The sequence below is a fragment of the Methylomonas sp. HYX-M1 genome (assembly GCF_040741385.1).
Classification (GTDB): Bacteria; Pseudomonadota; Gammaproteobacteria; order Methylococcales; family Methylomonadaceae; genus Methylomonas; species Methylomonas rhizoryzae.
The window spans coordinates 454,908-475,878 of sequence record NZ_CP160405.1; the positions used below are offsets into that span (position 1 = coordinate 454,908).

General features: G+C 53.9%; 18 protein-coding genes. 5 read left to right on the top strand and 13 right to left on the bottom strand.

Annotation, left to right across the window (positions count from 1 at the left end; all coding sequences use genetic code 11):
• Positions 1-28: 28 nt before the first annotated feature.
• Positions 29-2,074 (bottom strand): TonB-dependent receptor, encoded by a 2,046-nt coding sequence (locus tag AB0A83_RS02020; protein WP_150046304.1) that lies wholly within the window; start codon positions 2,072-2,074, stop codon positions 29-31.
• 494 nt (positions 2,075-2,568) lie between these two features.
• On the opposite strand from AB0A83_RS02020, the gene AB0A83_RS02025 reads away from it, so the two are divergent.
• From AB0A83_RS02025 to AB0A83_RS02045, 5 genes are all read left to right on the top strand, one after another.
• Positions 2,569-3,306: a TorF family putative porin gene (locus AB0A83_RS02025; RefSeq protein ID WP_367155296.1), complete on the top strand. Its 738-nt coding sequence runs from the start codon at positions 2,569-2,571 to the stop codon at positions 3,304-3,306.
• 126 nt (positions 3,307-3,432) lie between these two features.
• Positions 3,433-3,993: a sigma-70 family RNA polymerase sigma factor gene (locus AB0A83_RS02030; RefSeq protein ID WP_150046306.1), complete on the top strand. Its 561-nt coding sequence runs from the start codon at positions 3,433-3,435 to the stop codon at positions 3,991-3,993.
• Between the two features lie 28 nt (positions 3,994-4,021).
• Complete coding sequence (locus AB0A83_RS02035) at positions 4,022-4,648, top strand: zf-HC2 domain-containing protein (RefSeq protein WP_190303224.1); 627 nt, start codon at positions 4,022-4,024, stop codon at positions 4,646-4,648.
• Complete coding sequence (locus AB0A83_RS02040; RefSeq protein WP_150046308.1) at positions 4,645-5,883, top strand: S8 family serine peptidase; 1,239 nt, start codon at positions 4,645-4,647, stop codon at positions 5,881-5,883. The genes AB0A83_RS02035 and AB0A83_RS02040 overlap by 4 nt, the downstream gene beginning before the upstream one ends.
• Positions 5,884-6,107: 224 nt before the next feature.
• The gene (locus AB0A83_RS02045; protein ID WP_367155297.1) at positions 6,108-6,707 is read left to right on the top strand and encodes a hypothetical protein; all 600 of its coding nucleotides are present in this window, start codon (positions 6,108-6,110) and stop codon (positions 6,705-6,707) included.
• 69 nt (positions 6,708-6,776) lie between these two features.
• On the opposite strand, the gene AB0A83_RS02050 is transcribed toward AB0A83_RS02045, so the two are convergent.
• The 12 genes from AB0A83_RS02050 to AB0A83_RS02105 form a co-directional block, all read right to left on the bottom strand.
• Entirely contained in the window at positions 6,777-8,504 is a 1,728-nt protein-coding gene (locus tag AB0A83_RS02050) for a protein kinase (RefSeq protein WP_367155298.1), read from the bottom strand.
• Positions 8,477-8,695 carry a hypothetical protein gene (locus AB0A83_RS02055; RefSeq protein ID WP_367155299.1) on the bottom strand — a complete coding sequence of 73 codons (219 nt, stop codon included), beginning with the start codon at positions 8,693-8,695 and terminating at the stop codon, positions 8,477-8,479. The genes AB0A83_RS02050 and AB0A83_RS02055 overlap by 28 nt, the downstream gene beginning before the upstream one ends.
• Before the next feature lie 73 nt (positions 8,696-8,768).
• Entirely contained in the window at positions 8,769-9,128 is a 360-nt protein-coding gene (locus tag AB0A83_RS02060; protein WP_150046312.1) for a roadblock/LC7 domain-containing protein, read from the bottom strand.
• Between the two features lie 73 nt (positions 9,129-9,201).
• The gene (locus AB0A83_RS02065) at positions 9,202-10,140 is read right to left on the bottom strand and encodes an ATP/GTP-binding protein (protein WP_190303225.1); all 939 of its coding nucleotides are present in this window, start codon (positions 10,138-10,140) and stop codon (positions 9,202-9,204) included.
• A 421-nt stretch (positions 10,141-10,561) separates the two neighbouring features.
• Complete coding sequence (locus AB0A83_RS02070) at positions 10,562-11,371, bottom strand: formate/nitrite transporter family protein (RefSeq protein WP_150046314.1); 810 nt, start codon at positions 11,369-11,371, stop codon at positions 10,562-10,564.
• A gap of 420 nt (positions 11,372-11,791) precedes the next feature.
• Positions 11,792-12,460, bottom strand: coding sequence for an ABC transporter ATP-binding protein (locus tag AB0A83_RS02075; RefSeq protein ID WP_367155300.1), 669 nt, complete (start codon positions 12,458-12,460; stop codon positions 11,792-11,794).
• Entirely contained in the window at positions 12,457-13,593 is a 1,137-nt protein-coding gene (locus tag AB0A83_RS02080) for an efflux RND transporter periplasmic adaptor subunit (RefSeq protein WP_150046316.1), read from the bottom strand. Before AB0A83_RS02080 ends, AB0A83_RS02075 begins: the two co-directional genes overlap by 4 nt.
• Positions 13,594-13,726: 133 nt before the next feature.
• A complete protein-coding gene (locus AB0A83_RS02085; protein WP_150046317.1) occupies positions 13,727-14,686 on the bottom strand; it encodes a nitrate- and nitrite sensing domain-containing protein in 960 nt (319 codons plus the stop codon).
• A gap of 17 nt (positions 14,687-14,703) precedes the next feature.
• Positions 14,704-15,861 (bottom strand): methyl-accepting chemotaxis protein, encoded by a 1,158-nt coding sequence (locus AB0A83_RS02090; protein ID WP_367155302.1) that lies wholly within the window; start codon positions 15,859-15,861, stop codon positions 14,704-14,706.
• 220 nt (positions 15,862-16,081) lie between these two features.
• A complete protein-coding gene (locus AB0A83_RS02095) occupies positions 16,082-16,855 on the bottom strand; it encodes an alpha/beta fold hydrolase (protein ID WP_150046319.1) in 774 nt (257 codons plus the stop codon).
• Between the two features lie 77 nt (positions 16,856-16,932).
• Positions 16,933-19,044 (bottom strand): bifunctional (p)ppGpp synthetase/guanosine-3',5'-bis(diphosphate) 3'-pyrophosphohydrolase, encoded by a 2,112-nt coding sequence (locus AB0A83_RS02100; protein ID WP_150046320.1) that lies wholly within the window; start codon positions 19,042-19,044, stop codon positions 16,933-16,935.
• A gap of 260 nt (positions 19,045-19,304) precedes the next feature.
• Positions 19,305-20,918, bottom strand: a complete 1,614-nt coding sequence (locus AB0A83_RS02105) for a LysM peptidoglycan-binding domain-containing protein (protein ID WP_367155303.1) — start codon at positions 20,916-20,918, stop codon at positions 19,305-19,307.
• Between the last annotated feature and the right edge of the window lie 53 nt (positions 20,919-20,971).

Below are 20,971 nucleotides of genomic sequence, written 5' to 3' on the forward strand. Positions count from 1 at the left end.
TGTTATACCTCGCGGTTTTTTCTTAGGATTAAAATTCCCAGCTGATTTTGCCGTAAATCGATCGCGGTACTTCCAGGGATGTAGCGGGTAGCGAAATAGAGGACGAATCGCGGTATTCCAGATGGGTTGGAGAAAACAGGTTTTGGGCGGTGACCGACAGCTCGAGGCCGGAAACCGGCTGAAAGGCTAGTCTGGCGTCGAACGTGGTATAGGCCGGTACGCTTTGCGTGACCGCGCTCAGCTTGCTGACGTGGCGCAGGGTAAAGTCCAGTTTGGCGTGATCGGCAACGTCTATTTGCCAGCGTAACGAGGCCCGGTGCCGCGGGCTCAGGCCGGCAATGTCCGGGTTATTAACGTCGTATTGACGTTCCATTTTCAGGTGGGTGTAGTAGCCGGTCAAGCGCATCCAGTCCAATGGCGCCCAATCGGCGGAAATTTCTATGCCGCGGGTGGTAACCTCTTGCTCGGAATTGAACCAATGTAACGGCAAGGTGAAGGTCGCCGGGTCGAAGGCGCCGCGCCTGAACATGATTAAATCGGTGTAATGATTGCTGAATGCCGTTATATCGGTGGAAAAATGTTTATACCATTGAGCGCGGTAGCCGATTTCGAAAGCTAACACTTTTTCGGCTTTCAGGTCTGCGGTCGGAAAAGCGCGGACCTGTGCTTGATCGAACGGCGGCGGAGCACCGGTGGGTACGGTGCCCAAAGCGATATTGGCTTGCGATTCGCCCTGGGTTGGGTTGCGCGACGCGCGGGACGCCGAAGCCCACACGCTGTGGTAGCTGTTCGGCGTCCACAGCATGCGGATATTGGGCTGCACCTGGGTATTGCCGAAATGGCTTTCCTCCAGCTTGCTGCCCAAGGTTAGCTTTAATACGTTGTCTATTAAATTGATTTCGTCTTGCAGGAACACGCTGCCGTTGTGATAGCCGAAGTCGCTTTCGGTGTAGGCTATGCCGTTGGTATTGGTTGCCGCATTGTGGATGTAGCGGTAACTGGCGCCCCACATCAGGTCGTGGTCCGGGTTAGGGTGCAGACGGTGCTGAAAGTCGACGTCGAACATATCCTGGGTATCGGACAAAATCGGCGAATTGAAGCTGACCCGGTCGTAATAACTTTGCAGCATGAACTCGGAGCCGTCGTCCAAGTTTCCTTCCCAACGCGCCAGCAGATTGGCGCCGTCCGCTTTGTCGTCGCCGAAATTCAACACATTAAAAGGGGGGGCGACGGTCAAAGGGTAAGTGGTGCGGCCCACGGATTTTCGGTAAACGTCGCCTTGTACGGTAAAGCGATGGTCGTTGGAAATTCTTTGATCGTAGCGGAATCCGCCTTGTGCCGAGCGCCAGTCATCGTGCGCGCGCTGGCCGTCGGCGCCGATGTTGGCGGCGCGTTCGAAGGCTTTGCCGTAAACCCGGTAGCTGCCGTCGTTATCGAGTTGGCCGCCGTGACGAAAGCCGGCGAAGCCTTGTTCCTGGTTGCCGCCGCCGGCAACGAACAAATCGCCTTGGGTGTCTTTGGCTTTTTTGGTAATGATGTTGATGACGCCGTTAACCGCGTTGGCGCCCCACATCACCGCGCCCGGCCCGCGTATGACCTCGATACGTTCTATATCTTCCATCAGCGTGTCCTGCAAATTCCAAAATACCCCGGCAAACAGCGGGGTATACAGGGTGCGGCCGTCCATCAATACCAAGAGTTTGTTGGCGTAGCGGCCGTTGAATCCGCGGGCGGTGATAGCCCAGGAGTTCGCGTCGATTTGGGCGACTTCCAGGCCAGGAGCCAGGCGTAAGGCTTCCGGGATACTGGTGGCGCCGGAGCGGCGAATGTCTTCCTGGCTAATGATGTAAGCGGCTGCGGCGGTGTTGGACAGCGATTGGGTTTTGCGGCTGACCGACGACACTTGCATTTGCATCAAGTCGGTAATGGAAACGTCCTCAATGGCCGCCGGGGTGTCTGCAAAAGCCGCCTGTTCTATGCCAAGCGATAAAACGAAGCAAGGTAGATAGCCGATTAGATTGCGGTACCCGCGTTGGTTAAAAGGAAACTGCTTGCAAAAAACCGGTGGTTTCATAGTCGTTATTTAGTCTGACGCATATCTCGAACGAAGGTGAGATTGTCCGTCGCGTTGCCGAATTCTTAATGAACTATTCAAACTAAAGGGGAAGATTTACAGCATGCTTTTTCCCTTTGCTTGGGTTTGTGCCGAAAGCGCATGTAAGAATAGACAACAAGTCTGAAAAATCTATAGAAAACTATTGACAAATCGTGTTGCAAAGGTGTTTGACTTTCGGCTGCGCTAAAGCGCCTCCCTACGAATTTAGGCGATAAATATCGAATTTTTTCAGGAGGAACAAGTGTTTGTATCCGCCTAAGTTAACGCCGTGTTGGTACGGTAATTTACTTTACCGTTAGGGCCGGTCTCGTACAAACCGCGTCGAGAATGTGTCAAACTGCTTGTCGAGTTAAAAGCAGCCTAAAGGCGGTTGGGGTAGAGAATTTGATGTGCTTGCGTCCGGTAAACATCCATCCAAGTTTTTTTGATGCGCGCGTTTGCGTACCAGGCGTATGACAAGCAGGCGTTCATCCGGCATAGTGCTCTGCCTGCTGGCGCCGGCTGTGGGCTTGTTCGCTTGCGAAGCGGCGGCGGAATGGCACGCCAACGTGAAATTATTGAGCGATTACCTCTATCGCGGTTATTCGAAAAGCCGGGGCAACCCTGTTGCGCAAGCAGGGCTGAATTATTCGGCGGAATCGGGCTGGTATGCCGGCTTAGGCTTGTCGCAAGCACGCTTCGACGATCAGCTTAATCCCGATAGAGCCGAATTGGAATTGACGCCGCAATTGGGTCGGACTGTTCCGGTGACAGACGCATGGCGGGCGGATTTGTCGGTTTTAGGTTATGTGTTCGACAACAAGGTTTTCGGTTTGACCTCCGATTACGCGGAGCTTGCAGCCGGCTTGCATTATCGAGACTGGTTCAGTGCAAGAGCGTCGTTTGCTCCCAATGCCTATAACCGCAGCGTCGAAATCTTTAATTACGAGACGATCGCCCGCTATGATATCCGCGATGATTTACAAGTGTCCGCCGGCTTAGGGTTTCATCAAGCCGGGGCTTTGCTGGGTAAGGATTATTTTTTCTGGAATGCCGGCTTGACTTGGCATCTATCCGCGAATTTAGCGGTCGATATACGTTACGTCGACGTTGCGTTGCAGGACGAACAGCACGCCGACGCGCATTACGACGGTTTTTATCCGCGCGTGCAGGAAAACAAATTTTTGTTTGCGGTCGCGTTGGGATTTTAGCCGCAAATAATTCGCTTCCGGTTTGAACCTTGGGCCCTGTTGCCGGCATTCAGCAGTGATAGCCGTTTACTGGCGAAGAGGATAATGTGTGTGCCCTTGCGATTAGTCTATAACCGAAGCCCGGATATGTTGCTACCGTTGTCACCGGATCACGACGAACACGCCTTGTTGCAACGGATCGTGCAAGGAGACGCGCAGGCGTTCGAGCGGTTTTATACCCTGTACTATCCGCGTTTGTTCCGCTTTATTCTACGGGTTACCCGACAAGCGGACCTCATCGAGGAATTAATCCAGGAAACCTTGTTGTTGGTTTGGGAACAGCCGCAGCGCTTCAACGGCCAAAGCAAGATATCCACGTGGGTGTTGGGTATCGCCTACCGAAAGTCGCTGAAAGCTTTGGCTAAATCGGCCAGACAACATCACGACCTGGATTGGCTGGAATTTAGCGAAACCACGGGAGATCCGCTGGAAAACTTGGCTATCCGTATCGAAACCAGCGATTGGTTGCATCGGGCTTTAGCGTCTTTGTCGGCCGAACAGCGGGCGGTGATCGAATTGACGTTCTATCACGGCTTGTCTTATCTGGAAATCGCCAAGATTTTGGATTGCCCGGAAAATACCGTTAAGACCCGGATGTACCACGCGCGCAAGAAATTACAGGCTTTAGCCGACTCGGAGGGGCAGTAAGCATATGAGTCGAAGTTCGGATACCTTTATGTCGGGGCACCAACAGGTTGTGTTGTTGTTGCCTTGGTACGTCAACCGTAGTTTGGCGGACGCCGAACGGCGGCAAGTCGAGCGGCACGTTAAAGAGTGCGTGCTGTGCCGAAAGGAAATCAGTCGCTTGCAAAATCTGGCAAAACTGGTGCAACAGCCGACGGAACTGGACTTGGCCGCGCGCAATTCCTTCGCGGCGTTGCGCGGCAAATTGCAGGTGCCGGCGGACGCGAATCGGCAAGGTGCCGGTAAGCAAGCGTCTACCGTGCGGTGGCTTAATCGCTCCCGCCTGTACCGTATAGGCGCAGGTCTAGCGGTCGCGGCTTCCTTGTTTTTGGCGTTGTTGCCTGTGCTGCCGCCGCGTCAGCCGGCGGATGTTTACCTGACTTTGGCCTCCCCGCTTAAAGCGTCGTCCGCTCAAGTAAAGCTGAAAGTGGTTTTCTCTCCATCCTTGCCCGACTCGCAAGTGGATGCCGTGCTGCAGCATCTCGGGGCCGTTCGCGTGGGCGAGCCGAACGCGGCCGGCGCGCTGACTGTAGAGCTGAGTCAAGACCCCGGCCAGGCTTTGACATGGTTGCGCGCACGTCCGGACGTGGTATTTGCGGAGTTTGCGGTGCAACCATGACGCTTTGGCGATACCGGTTTTGCTTGCTTTTGAGCCTAGTGCTGGCGGGATGCACCGGCCATCAGGTGGTGCGCTTGAGCGACGTGCCGGCGCACGCAGAGCGCCGGCTGCTGGTGACATTCGTGGACCGCACCATTAATCGTACGTTGTCGGCTAATGCCTTGGACAGCTACGCGTGGCACGCTAGCTACGGGAATTCGGATTGGAGCGAACGCTTGGCCCGGCGCTTGGCGGAACGGCACAAGCTGCAGTTGCTTGCGCAATGGCCGGTGACCGAATTGGGCGTCAGTTGCGTAGTCTACGAAGTGCCTGAAACGGACAACATCGACTTTGCGTTAAAAGAGTTGCAACAAGATAGCGAGGTACAGTCGGTCCAGCGCATGCAGCAGTTCGATGTGCTGGGCGACGAAGCGCCGAAGGCGTACAGTGATCCGTACCTCGGTTTGCAAACCAGCTTTAACGCCTTGGGCATTGCCCATTTGCATAAAGTCACCACCGGCCGGGGAGTACGCATTGCTTTGATCGATACCGGGGTGGATGCGGAGCATCCGGATTTGCGGGGACAAATCGTTCATGCCGAAAATTTGGCGCCTCTGGGTAACGAACAACATGCCGCAGATATGCACGGTACCGCCGTCGCAGGAGTATTGGCTGCGCAGCCGGGCAACGGCGTAGGAATAGTCGGCATTGCGCCCGATGCGCAAATCCTGGCGTTCAGGGCCTGCTGGCCGCAACAAACCGGTAAACTTGCCGCACGCTGCAATAGTTTTACCTTGGCCTTGGCTTTGAATCAGGCCATCCGTATGCATAGCCACATCATCAATTTGAGCCTTAGCGGGCCGCAAGACCCGCTATTGCAATTATTGATAGAAAAAGCGTTGCAACAGGGGATCTCCGTCATCGCTGCGCTACCGGAACAAGATCAGGGCGGTGGTTTTCCGGCTAGCGTACCGGGGGTGTTGGCCGTCGGTTACGGCGACGTCGAGCATAGCGCCGGACTGACGGCGCCGGGCAAAGACATTTTGACGACCTTACCCAACCGGGCCTACGAATTCATGACCGGCAGTTCGTTTGCCGCTCCGCACGTGGCCGGAGTGGCCGCTTTATTGTTGCAACTGCATCCCGATTGGCGAGCGCAGGACATCGGGCGGGTATTGCACGCCAATATGCGCTTAAGCGCCGAGCAACTGAACCGCTTGTTCGATTCGCAAACGTTTATCGCCGAACAGCGCTGAACCAAGCGCTTGCCGTTTTCGGCGAGCGCTCCACGGTGACGGCTATTCGCGGCTATTGTCGCCGTCTTTCAATCCGAAACTTCATCGCAGTTTAATGTTGCTTGATGAACCTTTAGCGATTCTCGGGCATTTACGAACGTTGCAACAACAAAAGCACGGCGTCCGCGGATTTTCTCGAAATGTCCGGCGGCGAGACCATCCACTAAAAGATAAAGGTTCGTACTATGAAACAAACGACAAAATTTAATTTAAGCCTACTGTTGCTCACCTGTGTCGCTTTGGCCAATCCGGCCTACGCCAGAAAAGGAGCGGACGACGTTACCCCGGAAGCGCCGGAATCGGCTGCGGACGATCATGGCGGCGGACACGAAGCCGGCGACGACCACCCGAAAGCGGCAAGCGGTAATGTGCGCAACGCTAAATCAGGCGTGGTAAAAGGCCGGTTTACTTCGCTCATCGACACGGTGACAGTTAAAGGCAGTTTAAAGCACGTGGTTAAAAAAGCCGGCGACAAACAAGATTTCGTCATTAAACTCAAAGTCGGCAAGTCAGGGCCGATTACCGCGGAAAATTTCGATACTGCGGTGGTTAGGGCAATTTTTCCGGACGACAGCGTTTGCGAGTTGGAAGCGGACGATACCGTCGGGCGTTTTTACGAATATGCGTTGAAATTGCGGGTGCGCAAAGGCGAGTTCGACGAAAAGGACGGTTCCTGCGATAGCGCGGCGATTCCGGATTATTCCGGCGGGGCCGTGGTCATCGAATTGGACGAGGACGACGATACCGGTACCGCTAATCAGGCCATCGCTTCCGGCAGCTTTTGATTGCTAACCGGCATAATTGCAGGCCGCCGCCGCCAGTCGCGTCCGGCGGCGGTTGGCCGCTCTTTTATCTCAATGATTTGCGATTTTTATCAGTAACAACAGGACGGTGATGGCCAAAAGAGCGCTTAAACTCTGCCAAAACAGCAGGGGCCTGCGTTCCAATAACGGCGGCCTGACTTTTTGCAGCATGGCTTTGTTGGGTTGCCGCAAATCGAATAAGAATTCCGACAATTCCTCGTAGCGTCGGTAGGGATTGATGTGGACCGCTTTTTTAAGCACCTCGTCTATCCAGGCCGGAATTTCCCGCTTATCGTCCAATACCGTTCGGTAGGTCAGCTTACATTGCGCGGCGCGGGAGGTGCATTTGGCGATGTCCAAGCCGTAAGGCAAGCGTCCCGACAGCATTTGGTAAGCCAGCACCCCTAAGGAAAAAATGTCCGAACGATTGCTGCCGCTCTCGCCGAGAAAATATTCCGGGGCGGTGTATTGCGCGGTACCCAAAATTTCCGTGCGGGTAGCCGGCGCCAGGGCTTCGATTAAACCGGCGACTCGGGTGGAGCCGAAGTCTATGATTTTTATGCTGCCGGTTTTATCGATCATGATGTTTTCCGGGCGAATATCCTGGTGCAGCATTTCCAAACGGTGAAAGGCTTGCAAGCCTTTGCCGATTTGTTCGATGATGGACCTGACGGTCGCCAAATCGGGCTTGGGATTGTCTATCATCCATTGTTTCAGCGTTTGACCGTCGATGAATTCGCTAACCAAATACAAATAATGGGCTTTGCGGGTCTGCGGGCAAGGTTTCAGCACGTGCGGACTGTTGACGCGCCGGGCGATCCAGTCTTCCATTTGAAAACGTTCTAAATAAGCGGCGTCGTGACGCAAGTCGGTGGCCGGGGTTTTGATGACTACCGGTTGCTCGCCGTCCATCGCTAAAAAAACGTGACTGCGGTTGCTGGTGTGCAAGCTGCGGACGATGGTATAGCCGTCGAAGTTCATCCTCGCTTGCAACGGCGGCGGAAACGGTAGTTCGGTTAATTGCCGGTAGGCCTCCGCGGCGTCTTTGTCCGGTAATTCTTCGACCCGGACGATTTGTATGGTCAAGTTATCGTCGCTTTGCCGATGCATGGCTTCGGCGATGATTACAATCGCGGCTGCGTCCAGATCGTTGGCGTATTCCCTCAATGCGTTGACGATAAAACTTTCGGAGGCGAATTCGTAGACGCCGTCGGTCGCTAAAATGAACGTATCGCCCGCTTCCACTCCTAAGGCCTGGTAATCGATTTCCAAGTGCGAGTCCATGCCCAAGGCCCGGCTTAAATAGCTTTGCTGCTGAGATACCCGTAAACGGTGGTCCTGGGTCAGTTGTTCCAAACCAGCGTTTTGCAGCCGGTAAATGCGGGTGTCGCCGACGTGAAACAGGTGGGCGGTAGCGGATTTCAGCACCAAGGCGCTGAAGGTGCAGACGTAGCCGCGCTCGGTATCGTAGCGATATTGGCTTTGCCGGGTATGGGCATACAGCCAGGAGTTGGTCGCGGTCAGCACCCGCTGCGCGGATTTTTTTACCGACCAGGCTTCCGAGGTACAGTAATAGTCCTCCAGAAAGCCGATCACCGCGGCTTTACTGGCTATTTGGCTGACGTCGCTACTGCTGATGCCGTCCGCTAACGCAACGGCTATGCCTTTGCTGCCGAGTTGCGGCTCTTTGGGGGCGTAACAGCCGTAGAAATCTTGATTGACGGGCTTACGGCCTTTGTCGGAATGTTGCCCTATGGAAACGCGCAGTTGCTTAGCCATTGTTTAGGATTCCACCAAAAATAACGTCCTGAAATGCATTCGCCGTGAGGCGAGCTCGGCAATTTCAGGTAGAGAAAATCATCAAGCACGATGCACAGGTTTTCGGGGAAATCGGCGGTGCCTTTTAATTTTGCCGTCACCTTTACCGTTTCCATAAGCTGCTTGGCAATATCGCGCGTATGCAGCCCCACATTCCGGCAGGCTGAGTGGAAAGTCAAAGCGCAAGGACTCAAAAGTCCTTGCGCTGAAACTCTGTCGTGCGGATTAAATTCGTTTGATCGTGGCTTCAACTTTTTTGAGTTCGAGACGTGCCATTGCCAAATTGGCGCGTGAGCGGTCCAGGGCGAGATAAATGAAAATTTCGCGGTTGGATGCCAACGGCCGTAATAAGTGGTACTGGGTTCCTAAGCTGATCAAAATGTCTTCGATGGTGTCGTCGCCTAAATCGATGGCGCTCATGGCTTTGAGTTTTGCTTGTAATACTTCCGTATTGGCGGCCGCAGCAATTTCGACCGGAAAATTTCCGACTACGAAGGATTCGAGCATCATGCCGCTGCTAGAGTCCACTAGTGCGGATGCGATAAAACCGTCCAATTTTTTGAGGGTTTCGACGGTATTTGCCATAAAGATTCTCCTGAGTTTTTGCGGCCGCGGACAGGTTGCCGTCGCCAATGCGGCCGGGATTGGCGATGGGTGCTTAACCGTATTTCATCGTGGTTGCCAGCAAGGCATGCACAAGCTGCATGAGGTCTTCCTGCTTGCGTGCGTCGATCTTGAACACCGGCCACGCATCGCCCCGGTTTTTGAGGTAATGGGTGTATTCGTTTAGCGATGGGTTGGGGCGGATGTCGTTGTGTGTGACTCCGATTACCGCGTGATGCTTCGCCAAGTAAGGCTTGAAGCTATTGAGGTAGTAATCCAGCTCGTTCAAAGAATCGCTTGATTCGTTGCTGACCAAAATGATGAGACCGAGTGCGTTGTTTAGCAGTATCTCGCTCATAAAATCGAACCGGCGTTGTCCCGGTGCGCCGTAAACGTGCAGCTGCGTTTGTGTGTCGATGGCGAGAGAGCCGTAATCCATGGCAACCGTAGTCGATTTTTTTCTGAGTTGAGTATGGTCGCTCGGTGCGGCTTCAGTGGAAATGACGTTGCCGTCGCAAAGTGTCCGGATGGCTGTTGTTTTGCCGGAACCGACGCTGCCGACGATGAGTAGTTTTAGTTTTTCTTTCCAGTTGAATTGAGAGGATGGCCCTTTCGGTTTGCTGTGAGAGGTTTGAAGCCATGGTTGCTTCGATAAATGGGTCGCGATTTCTTTTAGTAAAATCGTAAACTCAAGTGGCGAAGGGAGTTTGCCGTTGGCCGGACGGTGCAGATACCATTTCGCTTCTTTGAAGGGTTGGCTGGAATAGGCGATAAGGTGTTCGCGGGAAAAGCGATGCTCGAAGTCATGCCAAGCTTGCAGGTCCCGGGCATCGGCGGTTGCTATCATCAGGATCTGCGCGTCTTTAAGTTCGTTAACGACTTGCCAGGGTTGTTTCCAATGATGAGCGCGCGCAAAAAAGGCTGTCATGCGGTTGGCTTCCGATTGATTGGCGAATCCGTAGAAGCCGATACGGATAGGTGCGATGAACGGCATCGTCGGATGGAGAGAGGCGTCGTTGGATGAATGGTTCATGTCGAGAGTGGTTGCGTTGCAATTCGAATAGTCGCGCGCAAAATGAGTTTTGAAGGGGGACCTAACGTATTAGCTACTGTTTTGGGTCTGCTACGGGATATTGCTGGAATCTGCTGTGACTGGCGCCATCTTCTTTATGATCCGGTAGCATGTTGGGGGACAAGGCTATCAGAAAATAAAAAAAACGCAGGTAAATATTCAGCATATTTAAAAAAAGCTAGCAATTCAGCGGGAAGCGCAAATCCCTTCCTGCTGTAGAGGGAGCAGCATCTTAGCCGGTCGGGTAGAGACGCTAACGGTTTAGCCCGGATTTTCCCCTGGGCTGTGGCAAGCGGGAAAATCCAAGCCTATCAAAACAGGGATGTGATGTTTGCCAAAATTCTTAGAGTGCTCGTTTGGGCGCGGTTCTCAGGTGAGTGGTGTACAAGGTTAAGCCGGTAAACGCCAAGCCGCCGACTAAATTGCCCAGCACGGTAGGGATTTCGTTCCAAACAAAATAGTCCATGATGGAAAAATTACCGCCCATGATCAGACCTGACGGGAATAAGAACATATTGACGACCGAATGTTCGAAAGTCATGCCGAAGAACAGCATGATAGGCATCCACATCGCGATGACTTTGCCACTGACCGAGGTGGAAATCATCGCGCCGACTACCCCGGTGGACACCATCCAGTTACACAGCATGCCACGGATGAATATCGTCATCCAGCCGGCCAAACCGTATTTGGCGTAGCCTAGGGTTCTGGCTTCGCCTATTCCGGCCAGTTTTTTGCCGACCGCGTCCGGTTCTACCGAGAACCCGTAGGTAAAAACAATGGACATCATCACCGCAACCGTCAATGCGCCGAGAAAATTGCCGACGAAAACCAGGCCCCAGTTGCGCAATATGCCGCCTATGGTAACCCCCGGCCGTTTATCCAGCCATGCCAGTGGGGTCAGCACGAAAACCCCGGTCAACAAATCGAAACCCAGAAGGTACAGCATGGAGAAGCCGACCGGGAACATGATAGCGCCAAAAATGGGCGAGCCGGTTTGCACGGTAATGCTGACGGCAAACACTGCGGCTAAGGCCAGGATGGCACCGGCCATGTAGGCACGGATCACCGTATCTCGGGTGGACATATAAATTTTCGATTCGCCGGCATCGACCATTTTAGTGACGAATTCGGCAGGGACTAAATAAGACATAATTCACCTTAAGTATTAAGTGGGGAGTGCAATGAATTAAGACGTTCACGGGGAAAACGCGCTAATTCCTTGGAAAAACCCGGATATGGGCAAGGATTTCCCTGTTAACGAGCGTTTAGCTCGAATACCTAGGCGGCCTCGCGAAGTTCGAGGCAAAAACAATAGACGAGCAAAAACCGAGCGCTTAACGGTTAAGCGACACTCAACGCCATTGTTGAAGGGAAATGCGATGCGACGTTGCATCGCAAAGATAGCAGCACGCAGCATGCCAATCGCAAAAAAATGAGACAATTCGTAGTTTTTATTCGGCCGTAGTTTGCCGGTACAGCAGGCATTGCACTGAGTTGCGAGGTGTTTGCACTATTTTGGTGCTATTGTCGGCGCGTGCTGCGGTCGGAGCGGAAAGGCGTTGCGAGCCGGTTAACCGGACGCGGCGATGCGGCCGTCGACGATGCGGATTTGCCGCTTGGCCCGTTTGCCCAGCTCAGGATCGTGGGTAATGACGAACAAAGTTACTCCTTGCTCGTTCAACGTTTCCAACAGCCCGACAATCTCTAGGCCCGATTGGCTGTCCAGATTGCCGGTGGGCTCGTCGGCCAACAAAATCGGCGGCCGCATGATCATCGCTCGGGCAATGGCGATGCGTTGCAGTTGTCCGCCGGATAGTTGATTCGGTTTATGATCGGCCCGGTCGGACAAGTTCACGGCAGCTAAGGCTTGGTCGACCTTACGTTGCCGTTCGTTTCTCGAAATCCCGGCTAATAGCAACGGCATTTCGATGTTTTCCGCCGCGGTGAGGCGCGGGATCAAATGGAAAAACTGAAAGACGAAGCCGATGTTGTGGCGGCGGATGCGGGCGAGTTCGTCGTCGCTTTGACGGGTGACGTCGTTGCCGTTCAAGCGATAACTGCCGGATGAAGGTTGATCCAGCAGGGCGATAATGTTCAACAGCGTCGATTTGCCGGACCCCGACGGTCCCATCACCGAAAGGTATTCGCCGGCCGCCACCTGCAAATCGATGCCGTTCAATGCGCGCACCGTTTGTTCGCCGACTTGAAAATGCCGATGAATATTGCACAACTCGATCACGGTTTAACGCTAACCTTGGCGCCTGCCGCCACGCCGTCTTTCCCGATCGACAACACCACTCGCTCGCCGGCGTTCAAGCCGGAAACGATTTCGACGTAACTCCAATTGGACAAGCCCGGCTGAAAGCGGCGCTCGCGTAGCGTGTTGTCGGCCTCTATCAACAATACCCGGTTGTTTTCCAATACCGCTTCGGTCGGCAAGCGGAGTGCGCTGTCTTTTTGCGCGATCAGAACTTCGATGTCGGCGCTGTATCCGGGCAGCAATTCGGTTAAATCTTGCGGGTCTTTCAAGGTGACTTCCACTTCAACCGTGCGGGCCTGCTTTTCCTTTTCCAGCACGTAGGGCGCGATGCGGGTAACCTCGCCGGAGCAGCGTTTATCGGCAAAGGCGTCCAGCGACACGCAAGCCTTCATCCCGGTTTTGATCGCCGCGGCATCGACTTCGTCTATCGGTGCGGAAACCGTCAGACAACTGAGGTCCAATAAATCGATGGGCGGCAAGGTGGGTATGCCGGGCGGCGATGGGGTGACGAATTCGCCCAATTCGGCGTTGACTTTGGCGACTCGTCCGTCGAAAGGCGCCAATACCAAGGTGCGGCGCACCGCCGCTTCGGCAACGGCTAGTTGGGCTTCGGCGACTTCCACCGCCAGATTGGCCGCTCGGCAAGCTGCTTGTTGCGATTTGCTGCCCGTTACCGACTTGTCGACTTGTTCGACCGAAACGATTTGTTTGTGTTGTTGCAGGCGGGATAAGCGAGCCGCTTCGCGTTTTGCGCCGCCGGCCAGTTGGCAGCTTTGTTCTGCGCTGGCGCGTTTGCTTTTGATCTCGACCTTTTGCAATGCTACTTGCGCTTTGAGGTCTTGGTTCCAGACTTCCAGCAATAATTGCCCGCGTTGTACCGAGTCGCTTTCGCGCACGTGCAACGCGGCGACTTGTCCGCCGGTAGCGGGCGCCAAATAGGCCCGTCTACACGCTTTCACGGTCCCGACCCGAGTGTTGGAGACGGTGGCGCGGACTTCTCCTGTGCCGACGTTGTAGGCTTCGACTTCTATCGGCGCAGGCCGTCGGCTGTAAGCGACGGCCGCGGCAATCAGCATCAAAGCTGTAATCAGTAGTACCGGCTGTTTGCGCATGGTTTGCGGATTCGGGGTTGCAATTGCGACTAGGCTAACCCGAAGCGTGCGGTTTATCAAAAAGCAATGACGAAAACTGTAGGGCGCGTGCTGCCGTCAAGCGACGCAGGGTAATGGCGGGCGAGTAATGCGACTAATCCGCCAGCAGAGCCGCAACGGCGCCGATCAACGACAAGCAAGCGGCGGATAAGGATAGCCATTGATGGCGGCGAGCCTGTGTCAGTTCTTGGTGAATAACGCGTAATGCCAGCTGTTCGCCGCGGTCGTATAAGCTGAATACGGCGCTGATGGTCGAAGTGGCGGTTTCGAAATAGTGGCCGGGATCGATGTTGCTGATTGCGTCGCCGATAAACTGCTTCTCGACGGTCTCTAGCAAATGCTGAATGTTGGTGTGTAATTTTACCGACACCGGCTGAAATTCGCCGTCCGCGCTTAAGTAGGTTTTGCTGGCGAAAATACCGGTTTCGGCTCGTTTCAAGGCTTGCCGGATGCGTTTGACCAAAAAGCCGAGCTTGATCCGTTCCGTGGTTTTGCTGCGTCCGGTTGCGGCAATGCCGACACCGATGGCGCGCGCTTGGCCGATGGCTTCCGCGACGTCGGGCAAAAGGTGCCAAATAGTTTCGGTAAAGCTGTAAGGGCAGCTGCTGTCCCGGTGCAGGTGTGCCTGTTCAGCTATATCTTGTAGCAGCTTCAAGATGTCGGCAATCACGATGCAGTGGCGCTCGAAACTGTATTCCTTTCCGGAGCTGCACGCGTTGTTCTGTAAGTCCTGCCAGCTTTGCCGTATGCGGCCGAATGCCGAAGCGTGCTCGCTAAACTCCGCAAGCAGTTCGGCGAGCGTGTCGCTGTTACGGGCTATTTCGGCCTGCAGTGCCGGAATTTTGTATTTGAAGCTTTGGTCGCCGTTCAGGTAACCGCTAACCATACCGCGATGTTGTTGGGCTTGGGTTAACAGTTGTTTCAAGCGGGCGGTCAGTTCGATGCTGCGTTGTTGGCTGCGTAAATTAGCCAGGCGTCCGCAATGGTTTTTGTAGAGCATAGACGCGGCGGCGAGCATCGAGAATGCGAGAAAAGCGGCGAAATAACTGATCATCGGAGTAAGTGTGCGGGTTAATGCATTGCCACCTGAGCCAATCGGGTGAGGTGATTGGCAACCGAGGCCGATTCTTGAGCGGCTATGCTGTTTTGTTCGACCCCGGCGGCGATGGTTTCTATGTTCCGGCCGATTTCCCGGCTGGCTTGCGATTGCTGATCGGTACTGGCCGCAATCGCCGATACGCTCATCAGGGTTTGGTCCGCGTATTCGCAAATGTTGCTTAACGATTGTTCCACGTCTAAGGCGCGGGCAATTCCCTGTTCGGTATGCGTTTGCGTGTTGGTGATGGACTGGGCTGCCAGATGGATTTTTTGCCGGACGGTTTCGGTCGTGCCGGTGATTTCTTCTGCCGATTGTCTTACCCGATAGGCCAAGGAGCGGACTTCGTCGGCTACTACGGCGAAGCCGCGGCCGTATTCGCCGGCGCGGGCGGCCTCGATGGCCGCATTCAATGCCAGCAAATTAGTTTGATCCGAAATATTTTTGATCACTTCCGAGATGTTGGAGACCTGTTGAGACAAGACTTCCAGGGTTTGCATCAGTGTCGCCATATCCTGAATCTCTTGAAACAGTTTGCGCATTTGTCCAATAAAACTGTCTACGGCTTGATGGCCTTCCGAGGATAGTTGGTGTGTCGTGGAGGAAATTTGTTCGGCGTCGCGGCATTGGTCGGCGACGTGTTGAATGCTGGCGGACATCTGTTCTATCGCCGCCGCCATGGTTTCGGTACTCTGTCGCTGGTGTTCAAGTTTCCGGGCGACGGCGCCGGCGCTATGGTCCAACTGCTCGGCCGCGTAGGTTACTTCTTGCATGGAAGCGCGCATGGCTTCCACTTGTCGCCCCAGTTCCAACGCCATGTCGTTAAATGCCGAAAAGGTTTGGCTGGTCTCATCCTGCCCCTGACAGGTCAGCCGGGTATCGAAGCGATTTTGCGCCAATCCCTTTATCGCGGCAGTCAAGGCGTCGTTGTCCCGCTTTAACCCGGAAAATAAACCCGCCAACGCCAGCATCCAGGGGATGTTGCTTACCAGTAGCGTCAAGCCTTCGGCAGTCATCGGAGAATTCAGCAAGCGGGCGGCTGTCAGCGCCGGCGATAAGCAACACAGTGCGAATAGCAACAGAAATTTCTGCCGGTAAGGGAGGGAGTCCAAAAAACGTCTGATCAATCCCATCTATGCAATCTCCGGATGACATGTCAAGCTCGAATGAAAGCAACATATGGGCCAGATGGGAAGGCCTTATTTTCCCGGGGGCAATAAAGCTATTAATGCCATTATGGTGCAGCTTGATCGCTAGTTTGCACTCTTTTGGATAGTTTTTTCGGCAAGGACGGATGGGGAAAATGGCTGTGTCAAAATGGTGCGTGCGGGTGGCTTGACTATGCAGTGACGCTTACGAGTCGGCTAACCAAGCGTCCACTAAATCGGTAAAAATTGCCGGTTCCTCCACGTACAACCAGTGCCCCGTGTTGGCGATGGTTTCAATCCGGGCTAACGGAAAATGCCGAAGGATCGCATCGGGGCGGACATAGGCGGAGCGTTCTCCGGCAATAAACAAGGCGGGGGCGGAATACGCAGCCGCTTCGGGTTCCGGAAAGGCAACGATATTGTGTCCGGTTGCGGCAATGATGTCCAAGTTGATGCGCCAGAAATAGCGTTCGTTTTCGAACAGCAAATTTTGTAACAAAAACTGGCGAAAACCGAGTTCGGGGATTGCACTTTCCAAATGCCGTTCCGCGTCTTTACGGTTGCCCAGGCTATGCAGCGGCAATTGGCGTAGTGCCTGGATCACGGGGTCGAAACTATGCTGATAGCTGACCGGCGAGATGTCGGCGACGATCAAGCGGCGCACTAGATTCGGCCGGTGTAAGGCCAGCCACATCGCGATTTTTCCGCCCATGCTGTGCCCCAAAACATGGGCGCGGTTAAGGTTGCGATTCTCTATGAATGCGGCAACGTCCATTGCCATGCTGGGGTAGTCCATGGCCGCATGGTGCGGCGAGGCGCCATGGTTGCGCATGTCGAGCACGTAGACGCGGCGCTGTGCGGCGAGGCGCTTGGCAACGGAGCGCCAATTGCGCGACGACGCTAAAAAGCCGTGTAAGATGATCAACGGATCGCCCGCCGCGTCGCCGAATTGTTCGTAAGCTAATTCAATGGTTTGCATGATGATCGCTGGGTAATGGCAGTGGGAGGGAGCATTCGGTAGTGGTTACGCGCGCGCATTGTTTGGTTAACAGGTCGTTAAATTTTGCGTCTCGCTTCTATAACGTTGCTTAACTGGCCGATTTGTCCGAGGATTTGGCTCAATTGCCCGGTACTTTCCACCCGAATTTGCATCTGTAAGGTTGCGGATAAGTCTGAGCGGGTTTTCAGCGTGGCCTCGCTGACATGTATCTTGGCTTGTCTCAACAACTGCGATACGTCGCCCAGCAGATGATCGGCTTCCAAAGCCTCAATGATGATGGTTACGGTGTGGTGCGCTTTGTGGTTGCCGCTCCATTCCGCTTCCAGTAAATGCTTGCGCTGTTCGGCGTTCAGCAGGCGAATGTTTTCGCAATCCCGGCGGTGGATGGTGATGCCGCGCCGATGCGAAACGTAGGCGACGATGGGGTCGCCGTTAACCGGGGTACAACAGTGTGCCAAGCTGGTGACGACGTTGTCCAGATCCGCGACGGTTACCGTCGATCGGTCGTTGCGGCGGGGTTGCGCCAATTTAAAAGACAGCGGGGCCAACTCCGGAATTTTCAGCGCGCCGGCTAATTGCCGAGTGTTAATGTCGCCCCGGCCCAAGGCTTGATAAAAATGTTCGGCGTCCGCCATTTTGAAATGCTTGAGCAAATCGGGCAAATCCGGTTGCTTGATGCCTAACCGCTTGCATTCTTTATCCAACAGGGATTTTCCGGCGGCTATGTTTTCGCTGAATTCCTGTTGTTTGAACCAGGCTTTGACTTTGCTGATTGCGCGCGGGGTTTTCAGATAGCCAAGGTTGCTATCCAGCCAGTTGCGATTGGGATGGCCGTTCTTTACCGCGATGATTTCCACTTGCTCGCCCGACTGTAAGGGGTAAGTCAACGGCTTGATGTGGCCGTTGACTTTTGCGCCGCGGCAACTATGACCGACCTCGGTATGGATGGCATAAGCGAAATCCAGAGGTGTGGCGCCTTTCACCAAGTCTATCAACTGGCCGGAGGGGGTCAGCACGAAGACGCGGTCGGAAAACAATTCGGTGCGGAAATTGGCCAGTAAATGGTCGTTATTGCGTTCTTCCAGCAGCATGCGCAACGAGGCGATATTGCGTTCGGAGGCTAGGTTGTGCTTGCCGCCTTCCTTGTAGCGCCAATGCGCGGCCACCCCGAGTTCGGCAAATTCGTGCATGGCTTTGGTGCGAATTTGAATTTCAATGCGGTTGCCTTGTTTGTCCAGCACGACGGTGTGCAAGGATTGATAGCCGTTTTCCTTGGGATTGGCGATGTAATCGTCGAATTCTTTGGGTATGGTTTGCCATTGGCTGTGTGCCACGCCCAATGCGGCGTAGCAATCGGCCAAACTGCCCACTATGACTCTCACGGCCAGCAAATCGTAAAGTTCTTGTATCGGCAGACGTTTGCGCAGCATTTTGCGCCAAATGCTGTAAATGTGCTTAGGTCGGCCGTAGACCTTGGCCTCGATCTGATGCTGGCGTAGCGATGACTCCAGTTCGCTTAAAAATGCTTGAATGCAAGACTCCCGTTGCCCGCGCTTTTCCGCCAACGCCGCAGCGATTTCTTTGTATTGCTCCGGTTTTAAATAGCGAAAAGCCAGATCTTCGAGTTCCCATTTGAATTGGCTGATGCCCAAGCGGTTGGCTAACGGCGCGTAAATGTCCAAAGTTTCGGTGGCGATGAAGCGGCGTACCTGTTCGCTTTCTCTGGCCAGTCCGCGCAGGCGCTGGATGCGATAGGCCAATTTGATCAACACCGCCCGCACGTCGTGCGTCATGGCCAACAGCATGCGGCGCAAAATTTCCGCTTGGTCGGGCTGCTCGGCCATGTCCAATTTATAAATGCTGACGGTGTTTAACCAACGCACGTCTTTAACGAGTTGCGCCACGGTTTGATCGAATTCCGTCTCGATGTCGGCTTCGCTCAACTTGTTTTCCAGCTGCGAATCGCTCAGCAGCGCCGCCAAAATAGTCGGCAAGTCGATGTGGACGGCCGATAAAATCGCGGCAACGTCGATGCCGCGCGGGCGCAAGTTAACATCGGCTGCACTTGCTTCGGTTTGGCCGGTCAAGGCCAAGGCGCGCTTGATTTGTGCGAGGTCGGGGGCGGATAAGTCCGGAAATAAGCGGGTTACGATGTCGGGGATGTGCATGCCGATATTGTAATGCAGGGCATAGTGCTACCGTTGAGAACGGTATCGCTTACAGAAAAAATCGATGCGGATATAAAGTCGCGTAGCCTGCCGGGGCGGCAACGGATGCCGGGTTAAAGGTTTTTTGGCGGTAGTGGAATGTGCGGGGAACGCGCCACGATGGGGAGCATGCGCTCCCCGCTGGATTCATGTTTGGCTTTTAAACAACCGATTAAGAAAATGCGGAATCCACATCGGCATTTGCTTAGACGGCTAATGCGTCATGAAGAAGAGTTGGCGACTTCCACGGTAATCTTTAATTTGGAACCGGGTTTGAGTTCGGAACGGTTTTTCGGCACGTTGTTCCATTTGCGCAGGTCGGTGACGTTGACCTTAAATTTTTTGGATATCTGCGCCAAGCTGTCGCCCGGCTTGACCGTGTAGCTGATGTGTTTGAACGTCGGTCCGGTGGAGGCTACGGCTATCGCGTCGCCGGTTTTCAGGATTTTCAATTTTTGTCCGGCTTTCAGCGGCTTTTTAGCCGAAAGCTTGTTCCAGTTGACTACGTCTTGTTGGTCTACGTTGAATTTTTGCGATACCGCCCATAAGGTGTCGCCCTTTTTAACCGTATACAGTTGTTTATTGGGACGTTCTTTGGCGGCGGTGGCCTGCTGCGCTTCTTGGCCGGTATCTGTAGAGGCGACTTCGGTATCTTCGCGGCCTTTGATGGATTTGAAGGAAACCGGAATCAACAAGGTTTTGCCTTGTTCGACGGCGTTGTCGTCTAAATGGTTGACCTCCTTGATTTGCTGCAAACTGGCGTGGTGGTGTTTGGCAATCGATTTGAGCGATTCTTTTTTTCCGACCGTGTGATATTCCCATTTGATGCGCGCGTCACTGGACAAGCCGGCCAGTTTTTCTTTGAAAGCATCGGCTTTTTCCACCGGTACCAACAAGTGATGAGGGCCGTCGGGGGCGGTGCTCCAGCGGTTGAAGGCCGGGTTCAGTTTCAAGAAGTCTTCGAGCGAGGTTTGCGCCATTTCCGCAGCTTTAGCCAGATCGATTTGCGATTTGACGTCTACCAGCTCGAAATAAGGTGCGTTGGCGATTTGCTGCAAACTCAAGTTGTATTTTTCGGGATTTGCAAAAATTTTTGCTACCGCCAATAAGCGCGGAACATAGGTGGCAGTTTCGTGGTTAAGATCCAAAGACCAAAAGTCGGCGGGTTGGCCGCGGCTAAGGTTTCTCTCCATGGCATGGCGAATATTGCCTTTGCCGGCGTTGTAAGAAGCCAGCGCCAACAGCCAGTCATGGTCGAATTCTTCGCTGAGCTGTTTTAAAAAGGTAGTCGCGGCCTGGGTGGATTCCACGATGTCCCGCCGTCCGTCGTACCAGCTGTTTTGCTCCAAGCCATAGAGTTTTCCGGTCGGCGGGATGAACTGCCATAGACCCGATGCCTTGGCCGGCGATTCCGCATCCGGGCGAAACGCGCTTTCTATGACGGGCAATAATGCCAGTTCGCCGGGAATGTTTTTCGCTTCTATTTCGTTCAATATGAAATACAAGTAAGGTTCGGCACGTTGTTGTACCCTGGCCAGATAATTCGGATTGCGCAGATAAAAGTTTACTTCCCTGTCTATGCGCGAATTTTCGACCTCGGGCAGTGCATACAGCGATAGCATGCGGTCCCAGATAGTGGCATTTTCTTTCGATTCGTCGTCCTTGTCGTCGAAACGCAATTTGCCGTGATGGCTACGAGTAAATACCGAAAACTTACTGGTAGACGTCGGTGTCAATGAGGTTTTGTGACCGGTTTGACTACAGCCGGTAGCCAGTAAAATAGGCAACAGATAGGACAGATGTCGGGCCGATTTTTTCGAAATTGAGCGAGGCATTGTCTTTACTCTTAAAATCAAAAAACTTGATGCTACCATGGCTTACCGGCAAA